Genomic DNA, 23,759 nt, shown 5'->3' on the forward strand with positions numbered 1-23,759 from the left:
CATGACTCAACGACACGACCGCACGCCGCAGGGCCTCGCACCGCAAGCCGCCGCCGCGCGCGCGCGCCGCAACGCGCTCAGCGCGGCGCTGCTGGCGGCGCTGTACCTGCCGCTGGCCGCGCAGGCGCAGGACGCCGCGCCGGCCGGCGAGACCAAGAACATCGACAAGATCACCGTGACCGGTTCGCGCATCAAGCGCGCCGAGATCGAAGGCCCGGCGCCGGTCACCGTGATCACCACCGAGCAGATCAAGCGCGAAGGCTTCGCCAACGTATACGAGGCGCTGAGCTCGCTGACCGAGGTCACCGGCTCGGTCCAGGCCGACGTCAACAAGGGCCCCACGCCGAACGCCAGCCCGCTGAACCTGCGCAACCTCGGCCCCGGCCGCACCCTGCTGCTGATCGACGGCCGCCGCGTCGCCGATTACCCGCTGCCGTACGAGGGCCGCGGCAACTTCGCCAACTTCAACAACATCCCGATGTCGGCGGTGGAGCGGATCGAAGTGCTGGCCAGCGGCGGCTCGGCGATCTACGGCTCCGACGCGATGGCCGGCGTGATCAACATCATCATGAAGAAGAACTTCAACGGCGACGAGGTGCGGATCAAGGGCGGCACCACCACCCGCGGCGGCGGCGATTCCTACGACCTGTCGTGGACCGGCGGGCGCACCGGCGAGAAGTGGAGCGCGACCTACGGCGTGCAGTTCAGCGGCCGCGAGACCATCTTCGCCGGCCAGCGCGGTTTCCTGGCCTCCGACCTGGAACCCGCGGCGACGGTCAAGCCGCTGGTCAACGACCCGTGGCCGTGGGTGTGGGGCGTGGAGTTGATCGACACCGCGTCCAAGCGTCGCGTCACCCCGCCGGCCGGCGCCTGCGACCGCTTCCAGGACCTGCCGCTGCACAACTTCCTCGGCAACGACGGCAACGCGCCCGAGTTCCCCGGCTACAGCTGCTCGCAGTCTCGCGGCAACTCGCTGTGGAGCCTGCGCAACGGTTCGGACAACCGTTCCGGCTTCGGCAACTTCAGCTACGACTTCGACAACGGCATGCAGGCCTGGGTCAGCGCCTCGGTCTGGGACAGCACCGGCGAATCGCGCCAGGACGAAGCGCTGCGCTTCGAACTCAACCGCGGCGGCGCGTTCTACGACCAGACCACCGGCCGCAGCTACCAGGCGCGCCGCGCCTTCACCGTGCCCGAAGCCGGCAGCCGCGATCCGTTCCTGTTCGAGACCAAGGAGCGCTCGTGGGACCTGGCCGCCGGCCTGCGCGGCCGCTTCGGCGAGCGCTTCAACTGGGACGCCATGGTCGGCCGCACCGAGTACACGGTCGACTTCAGCTTCCCGGGCATGCTGCAGGGCGCGGTCGACAGCTATTTCCTCGGGCCGCAGCTGGGCACCAACAACGGCCTGCCGGTGTACGCGCTGGACCAGAACAAGTTCTGGAACCCGATGACGCCGGAGACCTTCCGCCAGCTCACCACCCGCGGCAAGAGCAGCGCCGAGTCGTGGATGAACCAGGCCCAGTTCTCGGTCAACGGCGACCTGTTCGAGCTGCCGGCCGGCCCGGTCGGCTTCGCCGGCGTGATCGAGGCCGGCTCGCAGGGCTACCGGCTCACCCCCGACCCGCTGACCTTCGGCGCCAACAAGCTCTACGACCAGCCCGGCGGCACCAACCAGGGCGGCGGCGACCGCAAGCGCTACGCGGTCGGCGTCGAATTCAAGGTGCCGGTGTTCAAGACCCTGGACGTGACCGGCGCCGGCCGCTTCGACCGCTACGACGACGACGCGCGCAAGGAAAGCAACTTCACCTGGAACGCCGGCATCGAGTGGCGCCCGATCGAAAGCCTGCTGGTGCGCGGCGCCTACAACACCACCTTCCGCGCGCCGGACATGCATTACCTGTTCGCCACCAGCGGCACCGGCACCCAGGAAGACACCGACGTGTCGACCTGCATCAACCGCGGCCTCGGCCCGGATTGCAGCACGCAGGCGCTGTACTACCGCCACAACATCGCCCGCACCGGCAACCTCAAGCTGGAAAGCGAGACCGGCAAGTCGTGGAGCGCCGGGCTGGTGTGGGACGCGGCCGAGAACCTGTCGTTCAGCGCCGACTACTGGCGCATGACCATCGACAACCAGGTCCGCGATTTCGACATCGCCGACATCCTCGACCTGGAAAGCCAGTGCCGCAACGGCCGCACCCGCCGCGCCAGCGACCGCATGCAGGTCACTCCGGGCTCGTCGACGTGTTCGGACATCGTCTCGCGGGTGACCCGCAGCGCGCCGGGCACCAACTCCTTCGGCGTGGCCGACCCGAACTATCCGATCGGGCAGGTGGTGTCGGTGTTCAGCGGCCCGATCAACATCGCCTACCGCGAAGTGGCCGGCGTGGACTTCACCGCGCGCTACAAGATTCCGGCGACCCGCTACGGCGATTTCAGCTTCCAGTTCAACTACACCAACCAGCTCAAGAACGACGAGCAGCGCGACCCGGGTTCGCCGATGCAGGAGAACCGCGACAAGGAAGTGCGCACCTTCGCCCGCGCCAGCGCCAGCTGGAGCCGCGGCCCGTGGAACGCGACCCTGTTCGCCAACCGCGTCGGCCACGTCAACGGCGACGGCTACAACGAATGCGCGCCGATCCTGCCGGGCCAGACCGACACCAGCTGCCACATGGTCGGCAAGCTCAAGGCGCCGGTGTACTTCAACCTGACCGCGGGCTACCAGCTGACCGAGCAGGCGCGGGTCAACCTGTACGTCGACAACCTGCTCGACGAAGCGGACTACAAGGACCCGTACAAGAAGTTCTTCGCCTACGCCAACGAGCGCGTGTTCACCCGCGTGGGTCGTGAAATCTCGGCCGAATTCGTTTACAAGTTCGACTGATCGCGTTTCGTACCGAATCGGACGCGCGGGCCGCCCGGGCCCGCGCGGACGGCAGCACCCCGCGGCCGGGCCGGCGCGCATCTGCTCCAGTGATGCGCTCCGGCGTGGCGGCGGACCTCCCGGGCAAGGCGGTGTAAACCCTCGCGGCCACCCTCGGAATGCGTGCCGCGAGGTCTTGTCCGGACCTCGGAGCGGGAGCGCGGGAAGCGCGCTCCCGTTTTTTTCCGCGCCGCCGCGCGCGGCCGGACCCAGCCGCCGACGATTTCCTCCCGGGCCGCGTAAGCGCCGGCCCGCGATCCGACTCCGACAGGTGACCCCATGCCCCAGACCGCACGGCCTCCGTCCTCCTGGCGCCTGCTCGCCGCCTTCGCCGCGCTGCTGTTCGCCGCCGCGGCCCAGGCCGCGCCGCTGTCCAGCCGCGACCTGCACCAAGGCTGGCAGTTCCGCCTGCAACCGGGCGACCCGCAAGCCGCCGCGCACCGCGCGGCGACCCAGTGGCGCGGCGCGCAGGTGCCCGGTCACGTCCACACCGACCTGCTCGCCGCGGGCCTGATCGCCGACCCCTACGTCGGCGCGCCGGAAGCGCAGCTGCAATGGATCGGCCTGGCCGGCTGGGAGTACCGCACCACCTTCGACGTCGATGCGGCCACCCTCGCGCGCGCGCGCAACGAACTGGTGTTCGACGGCCTGGACACCTTCGCCACCGTCACCCTCAACGGCCGCGAACTGCTGCGCGCCGACAATTCCTTCCGCACCTGGCGGTTGCCGGTCGACGGCCGCCTGCGCGAGCGCGGCAACGAACTGCGGGTGAGCTTCGAATCGCCGATCCGCAAGCTGCTGCCGCGGGTGTCGGCGATGCCGAACAAGATCGCCGGCAACTACCCCTCGCCGTACGGCGACGAGCCCAAGGACGCGATGACCGGCAACTTCGCGCGCAAGCCCGGCTACCACTACGGCTGGGACTGGGGCCCGCGCTACGTCAGCGCCGGCATCTGGCGCGGCGTGCGCCTGGAAAGCTGGGACCGCCTGCGCATCGCCGACCTGCACGTGCGGCCGCACGCGGTCGGCCGCGAGCGCGCGCAGGGCGAGGTGGTGCTGGAGATCGACAGCGTCGATGCCGGCAGCGCCGCGATCGACGTCGAATACGTCGGCCCCGACGGCGCGCCGACCACGCTGCGCCAGCCGGCGCGGCTGCGCGCCGGCCGCAACACGGTCTCGCTGCCGCTGACGATCGAGCGCCCGCGCCTGTGGTATCCGGTCGGCTACGGCGAGCAGGCGCTGTACACCTTCAAGGCCCGCATCGAAGACGCCGACGGCGTGCAGGCCCAGGCCCAGCGCCGCACCGGCCTGCGCCGGGTCGAGCTCAAGCGCGAGAAGGACGCCACGGGGCAGGGCTTCGCCTTCGTGGTCAACGGCATCGAGGTGTTCGCCAAGGGCGCCAACGCGATCCCGTTCGACGCGTTCCCGGCGCGGGTCACCCGCGAGCGCCTGCGCCGCGACCTGCAGTCCGCGCGCGACGCCAACATGAACATGATCCGCAATTGGGGCGGCGGCTATTACGAGTCCGACGATTTCTTCGAGCTCGCCGACGAACTCGGGCTGATGGTGTGGCAGGACTTCATGTTCGGCGGCGGCATGCCGCCGGGCTTCGATCCGGCGTTCCGCGCCAACGTCGTCGCCGAGGCGCGCGACAACGTGCGCCGGCTGCGCAACCACCCCAGCATCGTGCTGTGGTGCGGCAACAACGAGGAAGAGACCGCCTGGAAGGACTGGGGCCACGGCAAGACGCTCAAGCAAGCCGACCCGCAGTTCGCCGAGCAGGTCTGGAACGGCTACGTCGCCCTGTTCGGCAAGGACCTGCGCGAAGTCGTCGCCCAGGACGGCGCCGGCGTGCCGTACTGGTCGAGCTCGCCGAGCAACGACCTGGCCGAGAAGGCCAACGATTCCAACAACGGCGACAAGCACTACTGGGACGTGTGGGGCGGCCCGGCGCTGCCGGCCACGGCCTACCTCGACGAGACCCCGCGCTTCATGTCCGAGTACGGTCTGCAGGGCTGGCCGTCGCTGCGCACGATCGGCGCGTTCGCCAAGCCCGAAGAACAGGGCATCGACACGCCGGTGATCCGCGCCCACCAGAAGTTCCTCGCCGGCGACGGCAACACCCGCCTGCTCAAGTACGTGCGCGGCGAGTACGGCGAGCCGCGCGACTTCGCCGACTTCGTCTACCTCAGCCAGCAGGTCCAGGCCGAGGGCATCGAACTGGCCGCGCTGCACCACCGCGCCTCGCGCCCGCGCACGATGGGTTCGCTGTACTGGCAGTTGAACGATGTCTGGCCGGGCGCGTCCTGGGCCAGCCTGGATTACTTCGGCCGCTGGAAGCCGCTGCATTTCCACGCCAAGCGGTTCTTCGCCGAGCTGGCGATCGCGCCGCTGCGGCGGCCGGGCAAGGCCGAGACCGAGCTGAGCCTGATCTCGGACCGGCAGCAGCCGGTGCGCGGCGAATGGCGGCTGCGGGTGATCGACTTCGACGGCACGTTGCGCCACGAACAGCGCGAGAACGCGACCCTGGCGCCGCTGAGCGCCACCCGCGCCGGCCGCTGGAGCGACGCCGAACTGCTGCGCGGCGCCGATCCCGCGCGCACCGCGGCGGTGTTCGAGCTGCTCGTCGACGGCCGCGCGGTCTCGCGCAACGTGGTGTATTTCGCCGAGTCCAGGCATCTGGCCTGGCAGGACCCGAAGCTGAGCGCGACGCTGCGCCGCGACGGCGCCGGCTACGCGCTCGAGCTGCACGCCGATGCGCTGGCGCGGGCGGTGTGGATCGACTTCGGCGACCATGATGTCGCGCTGGACGACAACGCGCTGACGCTGTTGCCGGGCGAGACGGTGCGGATCGCGCTGAAGTCGGCGGCGGACCTGGACGCGCTGCAGCGCGCCCTCACCCTGCGGTCGTTGTACCGCCGCTGAGGCGGGCGGGGGCGGCGGCGCACCGGCGCCGCCGCGCTGCCGGCGCGGCATCGCAACGCCGCGGCGGCGCCGGCTGCGGCCGGCGCGGCGCCGGTATTGCGCGGCGCCCGGGTTTGCTCCGATGCTGGACGAAGGACCGGCTGACCCCATCGCGCCACGCTGCGCGTTGACAGCCCCATCGCCCACTACAAGGACGCACCCGGTGACTTCCCGTCTTCCCGTTGCCCTGGCCGGCTTGATGCTGGCCCTGCCGATCGGCCTGGCCGCGGTCGGCCAGCCCGCTTCCCGTCAAACCCCGATCCGCGGCGACGTCACCGCGCCGCCGCCGGCGCCGCTGCTGGTCGCGCGCGAGGCCGAAACCCCGATCCGGCTCGAATCGGCGCGCATCGAGGCCGAACTCAGCGGCGGCCTGGCCCATACCGCGATCGAGCTGGTGTTCCGCAATCCCAACGGCCGCGTGCTCGAAGGCGAACTGCAGTTCCCGCTGGGCGAGGGCCAGCAGATCGACGGCTTCGCCCTGGACATCGACGGCCGCCTGCGGCCGGCGGTGCCGGTGCCCAAGGACAAGGGCCGCGAAGTGTTCGAGGCGATCGAGCGCCGCGGCGCCGACCCGGCCTTGCTGGAGCAGACCGCCGGCAACCAGTTCAAGCTGCGCATCTATCCGATCCCGGCCCAGGGCACGCGCCGGGTCCGGCTGGAACTGCGCGAGGCGCTACGCCGCCACGACGGCCAATGGCGCTTCGAGCTGCCGCTGGCGTTCGCCGCCGACGCGCAGGCCTTCGACCTGCAACTGCGCAGCGCGGCCAAGCCGCAGGTGGACGGCGCCGGCGCCGACGCGCGGGTGAGTTCGCGCGGCGGCGGCTACACCCTGGCGCTGGCGCGCGCGCCGGCCGGCGGCCGGCTGGCGGTCAACGTGCCGGCCGCGACCGCGCCGCGCGCCTACGTCCAGGACCACGCCGGCGAGCGCTACTTCCTCGCCGAAGTGCCGCTGCGCGGCGCCAGCGCGCCGCGCACGCTTCCGGCGTCGGTGGCGGTGGTGTGGGACAGCTCGGCCTCCGGGCGCAAGCGCGACCACGCCAGCGAGCTGGCCTTGCTGGACCGCTACTTCCGCCGCGCCGGCCGCATCGAGGCGAGCTTGATCCGGCTGCGCGACCGCGCCGAGCCGGCGCGCGCGTTCCAGATCGAGAACGGCGACTGGTCGGCGCTGCGGCGCGAACTGGAAAGCACGGTCTACGACGGCGCCACCGCCGCCGACAGCTGGCAGGCGCGCCCGCAAGTCGGCGAGTACCTGCTGTTCGGCGACGGCTTGTTCAACTACGGCGCCGGCGGCGTGCCGGCGCTGGCGCCGGGCCAGCGCCTGTACGCGCTGAACTCGGCCGGCGCCGATGCCGACGCCGCGCGCCTGGGCGCGCTGGCCCAGGCCCACGGCGGCCGCCTGCTGAGCTGGCAGCGCGCCGGCGAACTCGACCGCGTCGCCGCCGGATTGCTCGAAGAAGGCCCGCGCCTGCTCGCTGCGGACGCGCTCGGCGCCGACCAGATCGAAGTGCAGTCCGCGTTCCCCGACGACGGCCTGCTGCGCATTGCCGGCCGCCTGCGCGACGCCCGCGCCGAGTTGCATCTGCGCGTGGCCGACGGCCGCGGCGAACGCACCGAGACGGTGAAGATCGGCGCCGACGCGCCGGCCTCCGCGTTCCCCGCGCGGCTGTGGGCGCGCTACGCCATCGCCCGGCTCGAAGCCGACCCCGACGCCAACCGCGCCGCGATCGCGCGCCTGGGCCAGGGCTTCGGCGTGGTCACCGGCGAAACCTCGCTGATCGTGCTCGACGACATCGCCGACTACGTGCGCTACGACATCGCCCCGCCGGACCGCCAGGACGAGTTCCGCCGGCTCAAGGCCGCCCAGGCCAGCGAGCGCGACAGCGTCCGCAAGGCCAGCCTGGACCGCGTCGCCGATCTGTACGCGCGGCGCATCGACTGGTGGCAGCGCGATTGGCCGAAGAACCCGCCCAAGGGCCTTGTGGCGCGCGTCAACGCCGCCGGCGAAGGCGGCTACGAACTGGACGACGAGCCGGGCGACGGCACGGTGCACTACGCCCCGCCGATGCCGATCGAGGCCGCGCCCGCCGACGCCGCTGCCCCCGCCGACGCCGCCGCGAGCCAGGCCGATTCGCTGCGGCGCCGCTCCGAGCAGCGCGCCGTGCGCGAGGAAGCGGTGTCGGCGCCGGCGGCGCCGGTCGCGATGGCGCCGCCGCCGGTGGCCGCGGCGCCGGCCGCGCAGGCGACCGCGCTGGAGACGATCGAGGTCACCGGCAGCCGTATCGCCGCCCCGGCGGAAGCCAAGGCCGGCGCCGCCGGCCCGGCCGAGCGCGCGGCGAGCATCGCCCTGCAGCCCTGGCAGCCCGATTCGCCCTACGCCCGCCGCCTGCGCGCCGCGCCGGTCGAGCAGGTCTATCGCCTGTACCTGGACGAGCGCGATTCGCACGCCGCCAGCACCGCGTTCTACCTCGACGTCGCCGACGTGCTCGAATCCAAGGGCCAGCGCGACCTGGCCCTGCGGGTGCTGTCGAACCTGGCCGAGCTGGACCTGGAGAACCGCCACATCCTGCGCGTGCTCGGCTATCGCCTGCTGCAGATCGGCGAGCCGAAGCTGGCGGTGCCGGTGTTCGAGCGGGTGCTGCGCCTGGCCGAGGAAGAGCCGCAGAGCTTCCGCGACCTCGGCCTGGCCTACGCCGCCGCCGGCCAGCCGCAGCGCGCGGTCGACAACCTCTACGAAGTGGCCCTGCGCGACTGGGACGCGCGTTTCCCCGGGATCGAGGAAATCGCCCTGGCCGAGCTCAACGCGATCGCCGCGGCGCATCCAGGCCAGACCGACCTGGGCCGGGTCGACCCGCGCCTGCGCCGCAACCTGCCGCTGGGCCTGCGCGCGGTGCTGAGCTGGGACAGCGACGACTCCGACATGGACTTGTGGGTGACCGACCCCAACGGCGAGAAGTGCTTCTACGGCCACAAGCAGACCTTCCAGGGCGGCCGCATCACCGACGACTTCACCGGCGGCTACGGCCCCGAGGAGTTCTCGCTGCGCAAGCCCAAGCCGGGCAAGTACAAGGTCGAGGCCAACTTCTACGGCAGCCGCCAGCAACTGGTGACCGGCGCGACCACCTTGCAGCTGTGGCTGAGCACCGGGTTTGGCGGGGCGGGGCAGGTCGACCGCAAGGTCACCCTGCGGCTCAAGGACGCCCGCGACACGGTCCTGGTCGGCGAGTTCGAAGTGAAGTGACCGCCGCGACGCGGCGGGGTCGGCTCTGTGTAGGAGCGGCGCAAGCCGCGACCGCGAAGCCGCCCGCCGCGTCGCGCATGCGAGGTCCGATCGCTCCCGCGCCGGCCCGCGATCCGCGCCCCGCCAAACTTGCGCGCGGGCTGCGGCCGCCCGCGCCGCGGCGGGCGAGGGCGCGGTCGCGGTTCGCGCCGCTCCTGCAGGGGCGGCGGGCCGCGCGGGGGCCTCGTGGCCTGCTAGAATCGCCGGTTCATCCGCACAAGCACACCCGGACATGATCGAACTCAATCCCGTCCGCCAGCGAATCGCCGACCTCAAGGGCCGGCTGGATTCGCTCAGGGGGTATCTTTGACTACGACGCCAAAGTCGAGCGTCTGGAAGAAGTAAACCGCGAGCTGGAAAGCCCCGACGTCTGGAACGACTCCGAACGGGCGCAGAACCTGGGCCGCGAGCGCGCCGCGCTGGAAAAGGTCGTCAACGGCATCCACACCCTGACCGAGGGCCTGGTCGGCGGTCTGGAGCTGCTGGAACTGGCCGAGATGGAGGACGACGAGTCCACCGCCCTGGCCGTGGTCGAGGACGTCGAGCGCTACGCCAAGGAAGTCGAGAAGCTCGAGTTCCGCCGCATGTTCTCCGGGCAGATGGACAGCGCGTTCGCGTTCGTCGACATCCAGGCCGGCGCCGGCGGCACCGAAGCCCAGGACTGGGCCGAAATCCTGCTGCGCATGTACCTGCGCTGGGCCGAGTCGCGCGGCTGGAAGGCCGAGCTGATGGAAGTCAGCGGCGGCGACGTCGCCGGCATCAAGTCGGCCACCTTCCGCGTGGAAGGCGATTTCGCCTACGGCTGGCTCAAGACCGAGACCGGCGTGCACCGGCTGGTGCGCAAGTCGCCGTTCGACTCCGACAACCGCCGCCACACCAGCTTCACCTCGGTGTTCGTGTCGCCGGAAGTCGACGACAGGATCGACATCGAGATCAACCCGGCCGACCTCAAGACCGACGTCTACCGCTCCTCGGGCGCCGGCGGCCAGCACGTCAACAAGACCGAATCGGCGGTGCGCATCACCCACGTCCCCAGCGGGATCGTGGTGGCCTGCCAGACCGAGCGCAGCCAGCACGCCAACCGCGACCGCGCGATGAAGATGCTGGCGGCCAAGCTGTACGAGCTGGAAATCCAGAAGCGCAACGCCGAGCGCGATGCGGTCGAGGCGACCAAGTCCGACATCGGCTGGGGCAGCCAGATCCGCAACTACGTGCTCGACCAGAGCCGGATCAAGGACCTGCGCACCGGCATCGAGCGCAGCGATACCCAGAAGGTGCTCGACGGCGATCTCGACGAATTCGTCGAGGCCAGCCTCAAGGCCGGCCTGCAAGTGGGCTCGAAACGCAGCGACGCGGTGTAAGCCGCGCGGCCGGAGGCGGCGATGCCGTCTCCGGTCCGGCCTCGGGCGCCGCAGCGCGCCCGCGGCGTCTTCCGGCTTGCCGCGTCCGCCCCCGTCCGTTCCGTTGGCCCGCGCTGTTGCGCGCACTGCATGTCCCTCCCGCCGTCGTTCCCGCGAAAGCGGGAACCCAGGGCTTCACCGTGACATCCTTTCGACGCGGATTCCCGATCCCGGCCCCGCCGGATCGCCCGCCGCCCGCGGCCGGCATTTCGCGCACGCGTCGCGCGACTTCAGTAATCTGCCCCCTCACGCATCCCCCATCCGCATCGCCAAGACCATGACCGACGAAACCCAGCAGCCGCCCCTCGACGAGAACCACCTGATCGCCGAGCGCCGGGCGAAACTCACGGCGCTGCGCGGGGAGGGCATCGCGTTCCCGAACGATTTCCGCCGCGGCGATTACGTCGGCGACCTGCATGCGCGTTACGCCGACGCCGACCAGTGGACCCAGGAAGCGCTCGACGCCCAGGCCCACCGCGTCGCCGTCGCCGGCCGGATCCTGCTCAAGCGGGTCATGGGCAAGGCCAGCTTCGTCCAGATCCAGGACGAGTCCGGGCGCATCCAGCTGTTCCTGCAGGCCAACGCGCTCGGCGAGACCTACGACAAGTTCAAGGGCTGGGACGTGGGCGACATCGTCGCCGCGCAAGGCCCGCTGACCCGGACCAAGACCGGCGAGTTGTCGGTCAAGGCCGAGTCGCTGCGCCTGCTGACCAAGGCGCTGCGGCCGCTGCCGGACAAGTTCCACGGCCTGGCCGACGTCGAGCAGCGCTACCGCCAGCGCTACGTCGACCTGATCGTCTCGCCCGATTCGCGCGAGGTGTTCGTCAAGCGCTCCAAGATCATCCGCGCGATGCGCGCCTGGCTCGATGCGCGCCGCTTCCTGGAAGTGGAAACGCCGATGATGCATTACATCCCCGGCGGCGCCACGGCCAAGCCCTTCGTCACCCACCACAACGCGCTCGACCTGCAGCTGTACCTGCGGGTGGCGCCGGAGCTGTACCTCAAGCGCCTGACCGTCGGCGGCCTGGAGCGGGTCTACGAGATCAACCGCAACTTCCGCAACGAGGGCGTGTCGACCCGGCACAACCCCGAATTCACCATGCTCGAGCTGTACGAGGCCTACGCCACCTACACCGAGATCATGGACCTGACCGAGGCGGTGATCCGCCACGCGGCCACGGACGTGCTGGGCACGACCCAGGTCGAGTGGGACGGCAACGCCATCGACCTGGGCCCGGCGTTCCGGCGCTGGTCGATGACCGAGGCGGTGCTGGAACTCAACCCGGAGATCAAGCGCGAGGAACTGCGCGACCTGGCCGCGATGCGCGCCCACTGCGCGCGCCTGAAGATCGGGGTCAAGCCGTCCTACGGCTGGGGCAAGCTGCTGCTGGAGGTGTTCGAGAAGACCGTCGAGCACACCCTGATCCAGCCGACCTTCATCACCGACCACCCGGTGGAAGTCAGCCCGCTGGCGCGCGCCAACGACCTGGATCCGGAACTGACCGACCGCTTCGAGCTGTTCGTCGGCGGCAAGGAGCTGGCCAACGGCTTCTCCGAGCTCAACGACCCCGAGGACCAGGCCGCGCGCTTCCAGGCGCAGGTGGCGCAGAAGGACGGTGGCGACGACGAGGCCATGCACTTCGACGCCGACTACATCCGCGCGCTGGAAGTCGGCCTGCCGCCGACCGGCGGCCTGGGCATCGGCATCGACCGGCTGGTGATGCTGCTGACCGGTTCGTCCTCGATCCGCGACGTGCTGCTGTTCCCGTACATGCGTCCCGAAGCCGGCGCCTGAGCCGGCCGCGGCGGCCCGCGCCGCACTGCGCGGGCCGTCGCCACGTCGCGCTGCGCGGACGCATCGGCCGCGCGAACGCGGGCCGTGCCCGCGCCGCAGCCGCGCCCATCGCAGCGCACGCGACCGGATCGGGGCATACTGCGGCGGTCCGCGCACTGGAGCCGATGCGGCCCAGGGCGCCCGGCCGCCACGTCGTGCACTATCGACAACGGCCAGCCCCCGCTGGCCGTTCGCTTATCGGGTTTGCGTACAAAGCGTGATGAATGCCGCGCAATCGCTCATGGCTTCAGGTGAATGCCGGCCCACGCGGGGTGTGCCGGGACTTTCGGCGGCTGCTCCGGCACGGCGCGGCGGAGTATGCTCGCAGACCGGCAGCCGCAGGGGGCGGCCTCACTACGGGTACCGTTGAGTGAACGTCGTTATCGTCGATGACCAAGCGTCCGCCAGGACGATGCTGCGCCACATCATCGAGGACATTGCGTCCGAACTGCAGGTGCACGACTTCGGCGAGCCCGAAGCCGCGCTGGCGTGGTGCGAGAGCCACCAGCCGGACCTGTTGCTGCTCGATTACCGCATGCCCGGCATCGACGGCCTGGAGTTCGCCCGCCGTTTCCGCCGCCTGCCGATGCATCGCGACATCCCGATCATCCTGGTGACCGTGGTCGGCGACGAGCCGGTGCGCCAGGCCGCGCTGGAAGCCGGGGTGATCGACTTCCTGGTCAAGCCGGTGCGTCCGCGCGAACTGCGCGCGCGTTGCCGCAACCTGCTGGCGCTGCGCCAGCAGTCCGAGAACGTCAAGCAGCGCGCGCTGTCGCTGGAGCAGCGGCTGCTGTCGAGCATGCACGAGGTCGAGGAGCGCGAACGCGAGACCCTCTCGCGGCTGGCGCGGGCGATCGAGTTCCGCGACGCCGGCACCAGCGCCTACCTGGAGCGCATGGCCCACATCGCCGGCCTGATCGCCGAGCAGCTGGGCATGTTCGAGGACGAGATCCGGGTCATCGAGATGGCCGCGCCGCTGCACGACATCGGCAAGATCGCCATCCCCGACGCGGTGCTGATGAAACCCGGCCCGCTGACCGAGGAGGAGACGGCGATCATGCGCCGCCATCCCAAGATCGGCTACGAACTGCTCAGCGGCAGCCAGAACCGCTTCATCCAGGCCGGCGCGCTGATCGCGCTGCGCCATCACGAACGCTACGACGGCTCGGGCTACCCGGACGGGCTGGTCGGCGAGGAAATTCCGCTGGAAGCGCGTATCGTGGCGGTGGCCGACGTGTTCGACGCGCTGATCTCGCCGCGTCCGTACAAGAAGGCCTGGGACGTGGACGCGGCGCTGGGTTACCTGTACGCCCAGCGCGGCCGCCTGTTCGACCCGCGCTGCGTCGACGCCCTGATCCGCAGCCGTACCCGCCTGGACGAACTGTGCGCGCGTTTTTCCACGGTACCGAACAGGCCCGGCCTGGAGTAAACCGATGATCCGCCTGCTGAACTGGTTCCGGTCCACGCTGTCCCAACGCGCGGACAGCGAGCACGGCCAGGCCTTCGTCCGCATCGCCGTGCTGTTCGTGGTGCTGGCCTACATGCTGGCGCGCGGCAGCGGCGGCGGCATGCCGGTCTACCAGTACAACAACGTGCTGCTGATGGTGGTCACCGGCTTCAGCGTCGGCGTGGTCCTGATCGGCTGGATCCTGGCCGCGCCCGGCCGCTCGCACCTGCGCCGGATCATCGGCATGTGCTCGGACTACGGCCTGATGGCCGCGGCGATGATCCACATCGGCGAGCCGCTGGCCTGGGTCTACGTGATCCTGATGTGGGTGACCATCGGCAACGGCCTGCGCTTCGGCACCGGCTACCTGTTCGGCGCGGTCGCGATGGCCCTGGCCAGCTTCGGCTCGGTGTTGTGGTTCAGCGACTACTGGCGCGGCAACCCGGTGCTCGGCATCGGCCTGGAGCTGGGCCTGGCGGCGATCCCGCTGTACCTCACCGGCCTGCTGCGCGCGCTGGTGCGCGCGACCGATGAGGCCAAGCGCGCCAACGAAGCCAAGAGCCGGTTCCTGGCCAACATGAGCCATGAGTTCCGCACCCCGCTCAACGGCCTGGCCGGCATGTCCGAACTGCTGGCGACCACGCGCCTGGACGCCGAGCAGCGCGAGTGCCTCAACACCATCCAGGCCTCGACCCGCAGCCTGCTGGCGCTGGTCGAGGACGTGCTCGACATCTCCGCGATCGAGGCCGGCAAGCTCAAGCTGAACCTCGCCGAGTTCTCGCCGCGCGAACTCATCGACGGCATCGGCCTGATCCTGCAGCCGCAGGCGCGGGCCAAGCAACTGCGCTACGAGACCAGCGTCGCCGCCGACGTGCCGGCGCTGCTGCGCGGCGATGTCGGCCATCTGCGCCAGGTCCTGCTCAACCTCACCGGCAACGCGGTCAAGTTCACCGACCACGGCAGCGTGCGGCTGGAGCTGGGCGTGGTCGGCCAGGCCGACGGCGGCGTGCGCCTGCGCTTCACCGTGACCGATACCGGCATCGGCATTCCGCTGGCGATGCGCCAGCGCCTGTTCGAAGCCTTCGAGCAGGCCGACGTCAGCCTGGCGCGCCGCTACGGCGGCACCGGCCTGGGCACCACCATCGCCAAGGGCCTGACCGAGGCCATGGGCGGCAGCATCGGCTTCGAGAGCACCGAACAGCGCGGCAGCCGGTTCTGGGTGGAGCTGCCGTTCCAGCGCGTGGCGGTGGTGCCCGAGCCGGCGCTGGCCGCGGCCGACGCGGTCGAGCGGACTCCGCGCAACGATCCGGAAAACGTCATCGCGTTCTCCGATCCGTTCCTGCGCCATCGCGCGCGGGTGCGCAGCCTACAGGTGCTGGTCGCCGACGACCACGCCGCCAACCGCATGGTGCTGCAACGGTTGTTGCAGAAGGCCGGCCATCGCGCGGTCTGCGTCGATGGCGGCGAGGATGTGTTGAACGCGCTGGCGGTCAGCGACTACGACGCGGTGGTCGCCGACCTGCACATGCCCGGCATCAGCGGCCTGGACCTGCTGCGCGAACTGCGGGTGATGGAAGCCGGCAGCGGCCGGCGCACGCCGGTGGTGGTGCTCAGCGCCGACGTCACGCCCGATTCGATCCAGGCCTGCCAGCAGGCCGGGGCGCGCGCGTTTCTGGCCAAGCCGGTGTCGACCGTGCGCCTGCTCGATACGCTGGCCGAGATCGCGGCCACCGGCCGCATCGCCGCCGCTGCGCCGATGCCGGTGCGCGCGGAGGCCGCGTCGTCCGGGGCTCAGGACAACGGCTTCGATCCTTCGGTGCTCGACGAGCTCGGCAGCCTCGGCATGGGCGAGGGCTTCGAGCGCGAATTCGTCGCCCAGTGCCTGCGCGACGCCGACGGCTGCATCGTCGCCCTGGCCGACGCGGGCGAGCGCGGCCAGTGGGAACGCGTGCGCGAACACGGCCACGCGCTCAAGGGCGTGGCGAGCAATCTGGGGTTGGTCCGGCTCGCGGGCGCGGCCGGCGAGCTGATGCGGCTGCCGGACTGGCAGGTCGCTGCCGAGTGGCGGTCCCGGCAGAGTGCGTTGAACGAGCGTCTGGCCCAGGGCCGGGAAGCGCTCGAAGCACGCGAGCGGCAACGCCACGCGCGTGACGGCGACGAGCGCTCCCCCTGAAACGCCGTCGGGGCGGACATGGCGGTTACGCCGCCACGGCCCGGCGTTCCTGCGCGCGCACGATCCGGTCCATGGTCCGCAGCGCCTTGTCCGGCAGCGCCAGCGCGGTGTCGACCCACAGCTCGGTGATCGCCATCAGTTCCTGGTAGCTGGTCGGCTGGGCGATCTGGCGCATCTTGTTCATCGCCAGCTGCGAGTGCGGCGAGCGCTGCTGGCGGCGGATCAGGTCGGCCACCGCCGCCTCGCCCTGGCCGCGCGGCACCAGCACGTCGACCACGCCCAGCCGGTGCATCTCCTGGCTGCTGAGCAGCGCGCCGTCCATGATCAGCTTCTCGGCCACGCGCGGGCTGACCCGCTTGCACAGGTACGAGTACGCGCCCATGCCCGGGAACAGGTCGAACACCACCTCAGGCAGGCCCATGTCGACGCCTTCCTCGGCGACGATGGTGTGGCACGACAGCGCCAGCTCCAGGCCGCCGCCGAGCGCGTCGCCCTGGACCAGGGCGATGGTGTGCACGTCGCCGCCGAGCCCGCCGTGGATGTGGTGGACGCCGTCGACGCAGCGGCGCGCATACGAAAGCAGGCGCTCGCGGTCCTGGCTGCGGATCAGGCGCGCGAACAGTTCCAGGTCGCCGCCCAGGTTGAACGCCGGCGCCGACGAGGCCAGCACCACATGGCGCAGTTCGCTCGGCGCCTGGCCTTCGCGCAGGCTGATCGAGGACAGGAACGCCCACATGTCTTCCATGAGCGGGGTGCGGAAGCACGGACGCACGCCGAGGCCGACGTCCTCGTGCATGTACAGCCAGTGCGCCAGTCCGTCGGGGGCGGACTCGATGCGCAGGGTGGGGTAGGCGCGTGCGCGGTGCAGTTTTTCGATGGTGCTCATGGATGCGGTCCTCGGCGATGGCCGCCCGCAGGGCAGGGTGCGGTGGGCCGCGAGCGGCGATGGTTGGAGCCCACGCATCGATGCTACACCCCGATTCCGCCGCAAAAATAAAAGCCCCTCCGGAGAGGGGCTTGCGCGGCTTCTTGCGTTGTTGGCTGCAGGACCGGGGCGTTGCGCGGGCTATTTTACCCGCACCAGGGCCCACCCATGCTCACGCGTCTTCACGCCGCCGGCGGCGGGTCGCGCAGCTCGCGGCGCAGGATCTTGCCGACGTTGGTCTTGGGCAGTTCCTTGCGGAACTCGACGAACTTGGGGTGCTTGTAGCCGGTGAGGTTGGCGCGCGCGTGCGCCTTGACGTCCTCGGCGGTCAGCGCCGGATCCTTCTTGACGATCACCACCTTGACCGCCTCGCCCGACTTCTCGTCGGGAACGCCGACCGCGGCCACTTCCAGCACGCCGGGCATGAGCGCGATCACGTCCTCGATTTCGTTCGGGTACACATTGAAGCCCGAGACCAGGATCATGTCCTTCTTGCGATCGACGATATAGAAGAAACCTTGCTCGTCCATCTTGGCCATGTCGCCGGTGTGCAGCCAGCCGTCGTCGTCGATGACCTTGGCGGTTTCCTCGGGCTTTTGCCAATAGCCCTTCATCACCTGCGGGCCCTTGATGCACAGCTCGCCGACTTCGCCCATCGCCAGGATGTTGCCGTCCTCGTCCTTGACGCAGGCGTCGGTGGAGGAGATCGGCAGGCCGATCGCGCCGTTGTACTCGGCCAGGTCCATCGGGTTGATGCACGCCGCCGGCGAGGTCTCGGTGAGGCCGTAGGCCTCGACCAGGGTCACCCCGGTGACCTGCTTCCAGCGCTCGGCGACCGAGCGCTGCACGGCCATGCCGCCGCCCAGGGTCAGGTGCAGGCCGGAGAAGTCGACCTTGTCGAAGCCGGGCGTGTTGAGCAGGCCGTTGAAGAGCGTGTTGACGCCGGTGATCGCGGTGAAGCGGTTTTCCTGCAGCTCCTTCACGAACGCCGGCATGTCGCGCGGGTTGGTGATCATGTGGTTGAGGCCGCCGAACTTCATGAACACCAGGCCGTTCGCGGTCAGCGCGAAGATGTGGTACAGCGGCAGCGCGGTGATGATGATCTCTTCGCCCATGCGCGCGTTGGTGCCGATCCACGCCGCGGCCTGCTGCATGTTCGCGACCAGGTTGCGGTGGGTCAGCATGGCGCCCTTGGCCACGCCGGTGGTGCCGCCGGTGTATTGCAGGAACGCGATGTCGTCCGGCGCGATGTCCACCTGCGGCAGCTTGTGCATCTGCCCCAGGGTGAGGGTGTCGCGGAAGCGCACCAGGCCCGGGATGTCGTAGTCGGGCACCATCTTCTTGACGTACTTCAGCACGAAGTTCATCACCGGGCCCTTGAGCCCGCCGACCATGTCGCCCAGGCCGGTGCCGATCACCTGCACCGAGCTGCCGGCGACCACGTCCTGCACGGTCTTGCCGAAGTTGTCGAGCACGAAGATCACCTTCGCGCCGGAGTCGTCGAGCTGGTGCTTGAGCTCGCGCGGGGTGTACATCGGATTGGTGTTGACCACGGTCAGGCCGGCGCGCAGCACGCCGAAGGTCGCGATCGGGTACTGCAGGCAGTTGGGCATCATGATCGCGACGCGATCGCCCTTCTTGAGCTTGAGCTCGCCGAGCAGGTAGGCGGCGAATTGCGCGCTGAGCCGGTCGATGTCGCCGTAGGTCAGTGTCTTGCCGAAGTTGCGGAAGGCGGGGCGGTCGCGGAACTTCTCGATCGCGTTTTCCAGCACCGAGACCACGGAGGGAAATTCCTCCACGTCGATCTGGGCCGGCACGCCTTGCGGATAGTGGGCAAGCCACGGACGGTTCAAACTCATCGCGATCCCCTCGTTAATCGCTCGTCGACGTTCTGTCCGCTTGCCGCGAAGTGCGCCGGCGTACGGTGTGTTTTCTCGATTGGAGCATAGGCTCTAGCAGGTGGCAAGGCGGTGCCCGGCGGCGTTGTGGCGGGCGCTGCGGACCTGTCAGGATCGGCGGGAGCCGGGCCCGGCTCCGGCGCGGACCGAACGGCGGCAGGCCGCCGGCCGAGTGGGCGAACGGTCGTGCGAATACGCGGGATGCAGCGCTTTGAAGGGGAAATCAGCCATGTTCAGGATGTTCGCGATCAGCCAGGCGCAGCCTTTGCGGGACGCCGCCGCGGGCGCGCGCGCGTGGTGGCTGGCGGCGGCGCTGCTGGCCCTGGCCGCATGCAGCGGCGGTTCGCCGGAACAACGCCTGCGCGAGTCGATGACGCAACTGCAGGAGGCGATCCAGGCGCGCGACGCCAAGGCGGTGCGGGCGCAACTGGCCGACGACTTCGTCGGCCCGCAGGGCCTGGACCGCGAAGGCGCGCGCCGGCTGGCCGCGGCCAGCTTCCTGCGCTATCGCGATGTGTGGGTGCGCGTGGCCGCGCCGCGCTACAAGGTCGAGGGCGACCGCGCCACGGTCGAGTTCGAGGCCGCGCTCGGCGGCGGTGGCGGCAGCGCCCTGCCCGAGGCCGCGCAGCTCTACCAGGTGCGCACCGGCTGGCGCGAGCGCGACGGCGAGTGGCGGATGATTTCGGCGGAGTGGACGCCGCGGTTGTAGCGGCTCGGCGGCGCGCGCGGCGGGCGAACGCGCGCGCGCGCAATCGACGGCGCGCTTGCCGCGTTTGCCCGCTGCGTTTGCCCGCTGCGCAGTGCGCGTCGCCGGTTGCCCGCTGCTCGGCTATGCTTGCCGGCAACACAAGGACGCTACCGGTGGGGACCGGTTCGCAATGGAATCTGCCCTGACCGCCGAACAGGCGCTCGCGTTGGCGCCCGACGGCGCTTCGGCCAAGGCCGCCACCGGCCTGGCCTCCGACCGACATTGGCTGAGCCTGGGCGGCGACGCCGAGGCCTTGTGGGGCGAATGCAAGGGCAGCGGCGCGAAGCCGTACCAGGCCCAGGTCGACCTGAGCGCGCTGGTCACCCGCTGCTCCTGCCCCAGCCGCAAGTTTCCGTGCAAGCACGCGCTGGCGCTGCTGTTGATGCATGCGCGCGGCGGCATCGCCGCGGATGCGCGGCCGGCCTGGGTCGAGGAATGGCTGAACTCGCGCCGCGACCGCGCCGAAAAGAAGGAACAGGCCGCGGCCAAGGCCGCCGCTGTGCAGGCGGCCGATCCGGAAACCGCCGCGGCGTCGGCGGCCAAGCGCGAAGCCGCGCGCTGGAAACGCATCGACCAGGGCAGCGCCGAACTGCAGCGCTGGATCGGCGACCAGTTGCGTCGCGGGCTGGCCTCGTTCGGCGCGCAGCAGCGCGCGGAGTGGACGGCGATGGCGGCGCGCATGGTCGATGCGCAGGCGCCGGCGTTGTCGGCGCAGTTGCTGGCCGCGACCGAGGCCATGGCCGCCGGCATCGCCGGCGCGCCGGCGGTGGTCGAGCGCTTCGGCCTGATCTGGCTGCTGCGCGAAGCGGTGGTCCGGCGCGCGTCGTTGTCGCCGCAACGCCTGGCCGACGTGCGCACCGCGCTGGGCTGGGTCTACGACAAGGACGATCTGGCCACGCTCGGCGAAAGCGTGGGCGATCGCTGGATCGTGCAGGGCCAGCGCATCGACGAACGCGACGACCGTTTGTTCGAGCGCCGGGTGTGGCTGCGCGGGCAGGCCAGCGGCCGCGACGCGCTGCTGCACGACTACGCCTACGGCGGCCGCGGCTGGGAGCAGCAATGGCTGGACGGGCGCAGCGTCGAGGCGACCCTGCGCTTCTTCCCCGGCAGCGCGCCGCTGCGCGCGCTGGCGCTGGAGCAGGGCGCGGCGCAACCGGCGCCGCGCTGGTCGCAGCCGGCGGCCGAGGCCATCGACGCGGCATCGCTCGCGTTCGCCGCGAACCCATGGCTGCAATGGTGGCCGCTGGCGCTGGCCGATGCGGTGCCGCTGCGCGAGAACGAACGCTGGTGGCTGCACACCCCGGCTGGGCGCGTGCCGCTGGCGCTGGGCGAGGCCGCCGGCTGGAACCTGCTCGCGCACAGCGGCGGCCGCGAACTGCAGGTGATGGGCGAATGGGACGGCCGCGAACTGCGGCCGCTGAGCGCATGGCGCGGCGCCGATGCGGCGCACAACTGGAGCCTGGCGGCATGAGCGCGAACCCCGAGCCCGGCGCCGGCGGCGACTGGATCAAGCCGGCCCTGGTCGGCATCGACGGCGCGCGCGCGACGGCGTTTCCTGCGCCGGTCGGCGAATGGCTCGAACAGATCGACGGCGACGACGCGCTGGCGCGCTACGCCCGCGGCGCCGCGGCGATGGCGGCGTGCCGCCTGGCCGCGGTCGAGGTCGCGTCGGCCGAGATCGCGCCGCCGCCGGCCGCGCCGGACGACGCGCGCATGATCGGCGAGGGCGAACCGTTGGCGCCGGCGCTGGCCGCGATCTTCCGCGGCGACAGCGAACGCCTGCACCACGAAGCCTGCCAGCGCCTGGCCGCGCTCGGCCGCGCGCTGCCGGCAGGGGCGCTGGCGTCCGCGCTCGACGCCGGCCGCCAGCGCGCGCGGCTGCGCCCGCCGCTGCTGCCGGTGCTCGGCGAACGCGGCCTGTGGCTGGCCCGGCTCAATCCGGATTGGCGCTACGCCGATCGCGGCGCGGCCGGCGCGGGCGTGGAAGGCCAGAGCGGTGCGGACGACGGCGAATCCGGCGATTCGGCCGACGAAGCCGCGCGCCTGTGGCAGGAAGGCAGCTTCGAACAGCGCCTGGCCCTGTTCGCGCGGATCCGCGCGGCCGAGCCGGCGCGCGCGCGGCAGATGCTGCAGGCGCAGCTCGGCGAGCTGCCGGCCAAGGAGCGCGCCGCGTTCGTCGCCGAGTTCGATACCGGGCTGGGCGCGGACGACGAGGCCTTGCTGGCCGGCCTGCTCAAGGACCGCGGGCGCGAAGTGCGCCGGCTCGCCGCGAGCCTGCTCGCGCGCCTGCCGCAGTCCGCGCACGCGCAGCGATTGATCGCCTGGCTGGCGCCGCTGGTGACCCAGGAACGCGCACTGCTGCTCAAGCGTTGGACCCTCGACGCGCCGCAGGCCGCCGACCCCGACTGGGCCGCCGCGGCCATCGACGCCGTGCGCCCGCAGAACGACGCGCTCGGCGAGCGCGCGTGGTGGCTGTATCAACTCGTGCGCCAGGTGCCGCTGCGCTGGTGGCGCGAGCGCACCGGCATGGACGCGGCCGCGCTGCTGGCCTGGGCCGGCAAGAGCGACTGGAAGCAGGCGCTGCATCGCGGCTGGATCGAGCGCATCCACCGCGACGACGCCGACTGGGCCGAGGCCATGCTCGACGCGCCCGGCCGCGCCTTCGGCGGCCATCACGGCGAACTGCTGGCGCTGCTGCCGCCGGCGCAGCGCGTGCGCCACTGGCCGCGCAGCTTCGCCGACCTGTGCCGCAGCGGCCGCATCGACGAAGTGCTCGGCTCCTGCGCGCCGGGGCAGTGGCTGCCGCTGGACTACTCGCGCCTGGTCGGCGCCGGCCTGCAGCAGGCCGGCGACACCCTGCGCCAGGACTGGAGCTTGCGCCAGAACGCCCAGTCGCTGCTGGAAGCGCTGCACCCGCAGGCCCTGCAGGGCTGGCAGGCGCCGCCGCGCGCGCCCGACGACACCCCGGCGCTGGCCGACTGCTTGGCCGGCCTGGAGCGCACCGCGCACCTGCGCCGGCTGCTGCACGCCTGAGCCGCGCAGCCCCGAATATTCGAATCAAACCTCATCTACACGGAGTTCCGATGACCGCCGTCCTGCGCCAACACGCCGAAATCCAGTTCGCCGAAGAGCTCGAACAACTGGCCAAGGCCGACGACCGCCAGCGTCCCGCCAACTGGAAGCTGTCGCCGTGGGCGGTGGTGACCTACCTGATCGGCGGCAAGCTCGACAACGGTTTCGAGGTCAGCCCCAAGTACATCGGCAACCGCCGCTTGATGGAAATCGCGGTGGCCACCGTCGCCACCGACCGCGCGCTGTTGCTGTTCGGCGTGCCGGGCACGGCCAAGTCGTGGGTGTCCGAGCACCTGAGCGCGGCGATCAGCGGCGATTCGACCATGCTGATCCAGGGCACCGCCGGCACCAGCGAAGAGCAGATCCGCTACGGCTGGAACTACGCGCAGTTGCTCGCGCACGGCCCGAGCGAGAACGCGCTGGTGCCCAGCCCGATGATGAACGCGATGAAGCTCGGCAAGATCGCCCGGGTCGAGGAACTCACCCGCATTCCCGCCGACGTCCAGGACACCCTGATCACGGTGCTGTCGGAGAAGACCCTGCCGGTGCCCGAGCTGGGCAGCGAAGTGCAGGCCGCGCGCGGCTTCAGCGTGATCGCCACCGCCAACAACCGCGACAAGGGCGTCAACGAACTGTCCAGCGCGCTCAAGCGCCGCTTCAACACGGTGATCCTGCCGGTGCCGGCCAGCGAGGAGGAAGAGGTCTCGATCGTGGTCAAGCGCGTGCACGAACTCGGCCGCGCGCTGGAACTGCCGGCCGAGCCGCCGGCGCTGAAGGAAGTGGCGCGGATCGTGCGCATCTTCCGCGAACTGCGCAACGGCCAGACCGAGGACGGCAAGTCCAAGCTCAAGACGCCGAGCTCGACCCTGTCCACCGCCGAGGCGATCTCGGTGATCAACAACGGCATGGCCCTGGCCGGGCACTTCGGCGACGGCGTGCTGCGTCCGGCCGACATGGCCGCGGGCATGATCGGCGCGGTGGTCAAGGACCCGGTGCAGGACCAGGTGGTGTGGACGGAGTATCTGGAAACCGTGGTCAAGGAACGCGCCGAGTGGAAGGACCTCTACCGCGCCTTCCGCGAACAGCTCTGAGCCGCGC

At 71.0% G+C, this 23,759-nt stretch carries 13 protein-coding genes; 11 read left to right on the forward strand and 2 right to left on the reverse strand.

Annotated elements, in window-relative coordinates:
- The first annotated feature begins 1 nt into the window (after position 1).
- From BLV01_RS07200 to BLV01_RS07230, 7 genes are all read left to right on the forward strand, one after another.
- The gene (locus BLV01_RS07200) at positions 2-2,884 is read left to right on the forward strand and encodes a TonB-dependent receptor plug domain-containing protein (protein WP_091796036.1); all 2,883 of its coding nucleotides are present in this window, start codon (positions 2-4) and stop codon (positions 2,882-2,884) included.
- 318 nt (positions 2,885-3,202) lie between these two features.
- Positions 3,203-5,848, forward strand: a complete 2,646-nt coding sequence (locus tag BLV01_RS07205; RefSeq protein ID WP_091796039.1) for a beta-mannosidase — start codon at positions 3,203-3,205, stop codon at positions 5,846-5,848.
- A gap of 202 nt (positions 5,849-6,050) precedes the next feature.
- Positions 6,051-9,125, forward strand: coding sequence for a VIT domain-containing protein (locus BLV01_RS07210; RefSeq protein WP_254782543.1), 3,075 nt, complete (start codon positions 6,051-6,053; stop codon positions 9,123-9,125).
- A gap of 271 nt (positions 9,126-9,396) precedes the next feature.
- Positions 9,397-10,525, forward strand: a protein-coding gene (prfB, locus tag BLV01_RS07215) for a peptide chain release factor 2 (protein WP_139178542.1) whose coding sequence is annotated in 2 segments (ribosomal slippage) — positions 9,397-9,471 and positions 9,473-10,525 — 1,128 coding nt in all. Because the reading frame shifts where the segments join, the coding sequence is not laid out codon by codon here.
- A gap of 316 nt (positions 10,526-10,841) precedes the next feature.
- A complete protein-coding gene (gene lysS, locus BLV01_RS07220; protein ID WP_091796045.1) occupies positions 10,842-12,359 on the forward strand; it encodes a lysine--tRNA ligase in 1,518 nt (505 codons plus the stop codon).
- A gap of 409 nt (positions 12,360-12,768) precedes the next feature.
- The gene (locus tag BLV01_RS07225) at positions 12,769-13,827 is read left to right on the forward strand and encodes a cyclic di-GMP phosphodiesterase response regulator RpfG (RefSeq protein WP_091796048.1); all 1,059 of its coding nucleotides are present in this window, start codon (positions 12,769-12,771) and stop codon (positions 13,825-13,827) included.
- Between the two features lie 4 nt (positions 13,828-13,831).
- Positions 13,832-16,018: an ATP-binding protein gene (locus tag BLV01_RS07230; RefSeq protein WP_091796050.1), complete on the forward strand. Its 2,187-nt coding sequence runs from the start codon at positions 13,832-13,834 to the stop codon at positions 16,016-16,018.
- 25 nt (positions 16,019-16,043) lie between these two features.
- On the opposite strand, the gene BLV01_RS07235 is transcribed toward BLV01_RS07230, so the two are convergent.
- Positions 16,044-16,904 (reverse strand): crotonase/enoyl-CoA hydratase family protein, encoded by an 861-nt coding sequence (locus BLV01_RS07235; RefSeq protein ID WP_091796054.1) that lies wholly within the window; start codon positions 16,902-16,904, stop codon positions 16,044-16,046.
- 221 nt (positions 16,905-17,125) lie between these two features.
- Entirely contained in the window at positions 17,126-18,802 is a 1,677-nt protein-coding gene (locus BLV01_RS07240; RefSeq protein ID WP_091796057.1) for a long-chain fatty acid--CoA ligase, read from the reverse strand.
- Between the two features lie 268 nt (positions 18,803-19,070).
- Here BLV01_RS07240 and BLV01_RS07245 point away from each other — a divergent pair, with 268 nt between their 5' ends.
- From BLV01_RS07245 to BLV01_RS07260, 4 genes are all read left to right on the forward strand, one after another.
- A complete protein-coding gene (locus BLV01_RS07245; RefSeq protein ID WP_091796060.1) occupies positions 19,071-19,550 on the forward strand; it encodes a DUF4440 domain-containing protein in 480 nt (159 codons plus the stop codon).
- 169 nt (positions 19,551-19,719) lie between these two features.
- The gene (locus BLV01_RS07250) at positions 19,720-21,060 is read left to right on the forward strand and encodes an SWIM zinc finger family protein (RefSeq protein ID WP_091796063.1); all 1,341 of its coding nucleotides are present in this window, start codon (positions 19,720-19,722) and stop codon (positions 21,058-21,060) included.
- Positions 21,057-22,622, forward strand: a complete 1,566-nt coding sequence (locus BLV01_RS07255; protein ID WP_091796066.1) for a DUF5691 domain-containing protein — start codon at positions 21,057-21,059, stop codon at positions 22,620-22,622. The genes BLV01_RS07250 and BLV01_RS07255 overlap by 4 nt, the downstream gene beginning before the upstream one ends.
- Before the next feature lie 50 nt (positions 22,623-22,672).
- Positions 22,673-23,752, forward strand: a complete 1,080-nt coding sequence (locus tag BLV01_RS07260; RefSeq protein WP_091796069.1) for an ATP-binding protein — start codon at positions 22,673-22,675, stop codon at positions 23,750-23,752.
- The last annotated feature ends 7 nt before the right edge of the window (positions 23,753-23,759 follow it).

The organism is Lysobacter sp. yr284 (assembly GCF_900107375.1).
Lineage (GTDB): Bacteria > Pseudomonadota > Gammaproteobacteria > Xanthomonadales > Xanthomonadaceae > Lysobacter.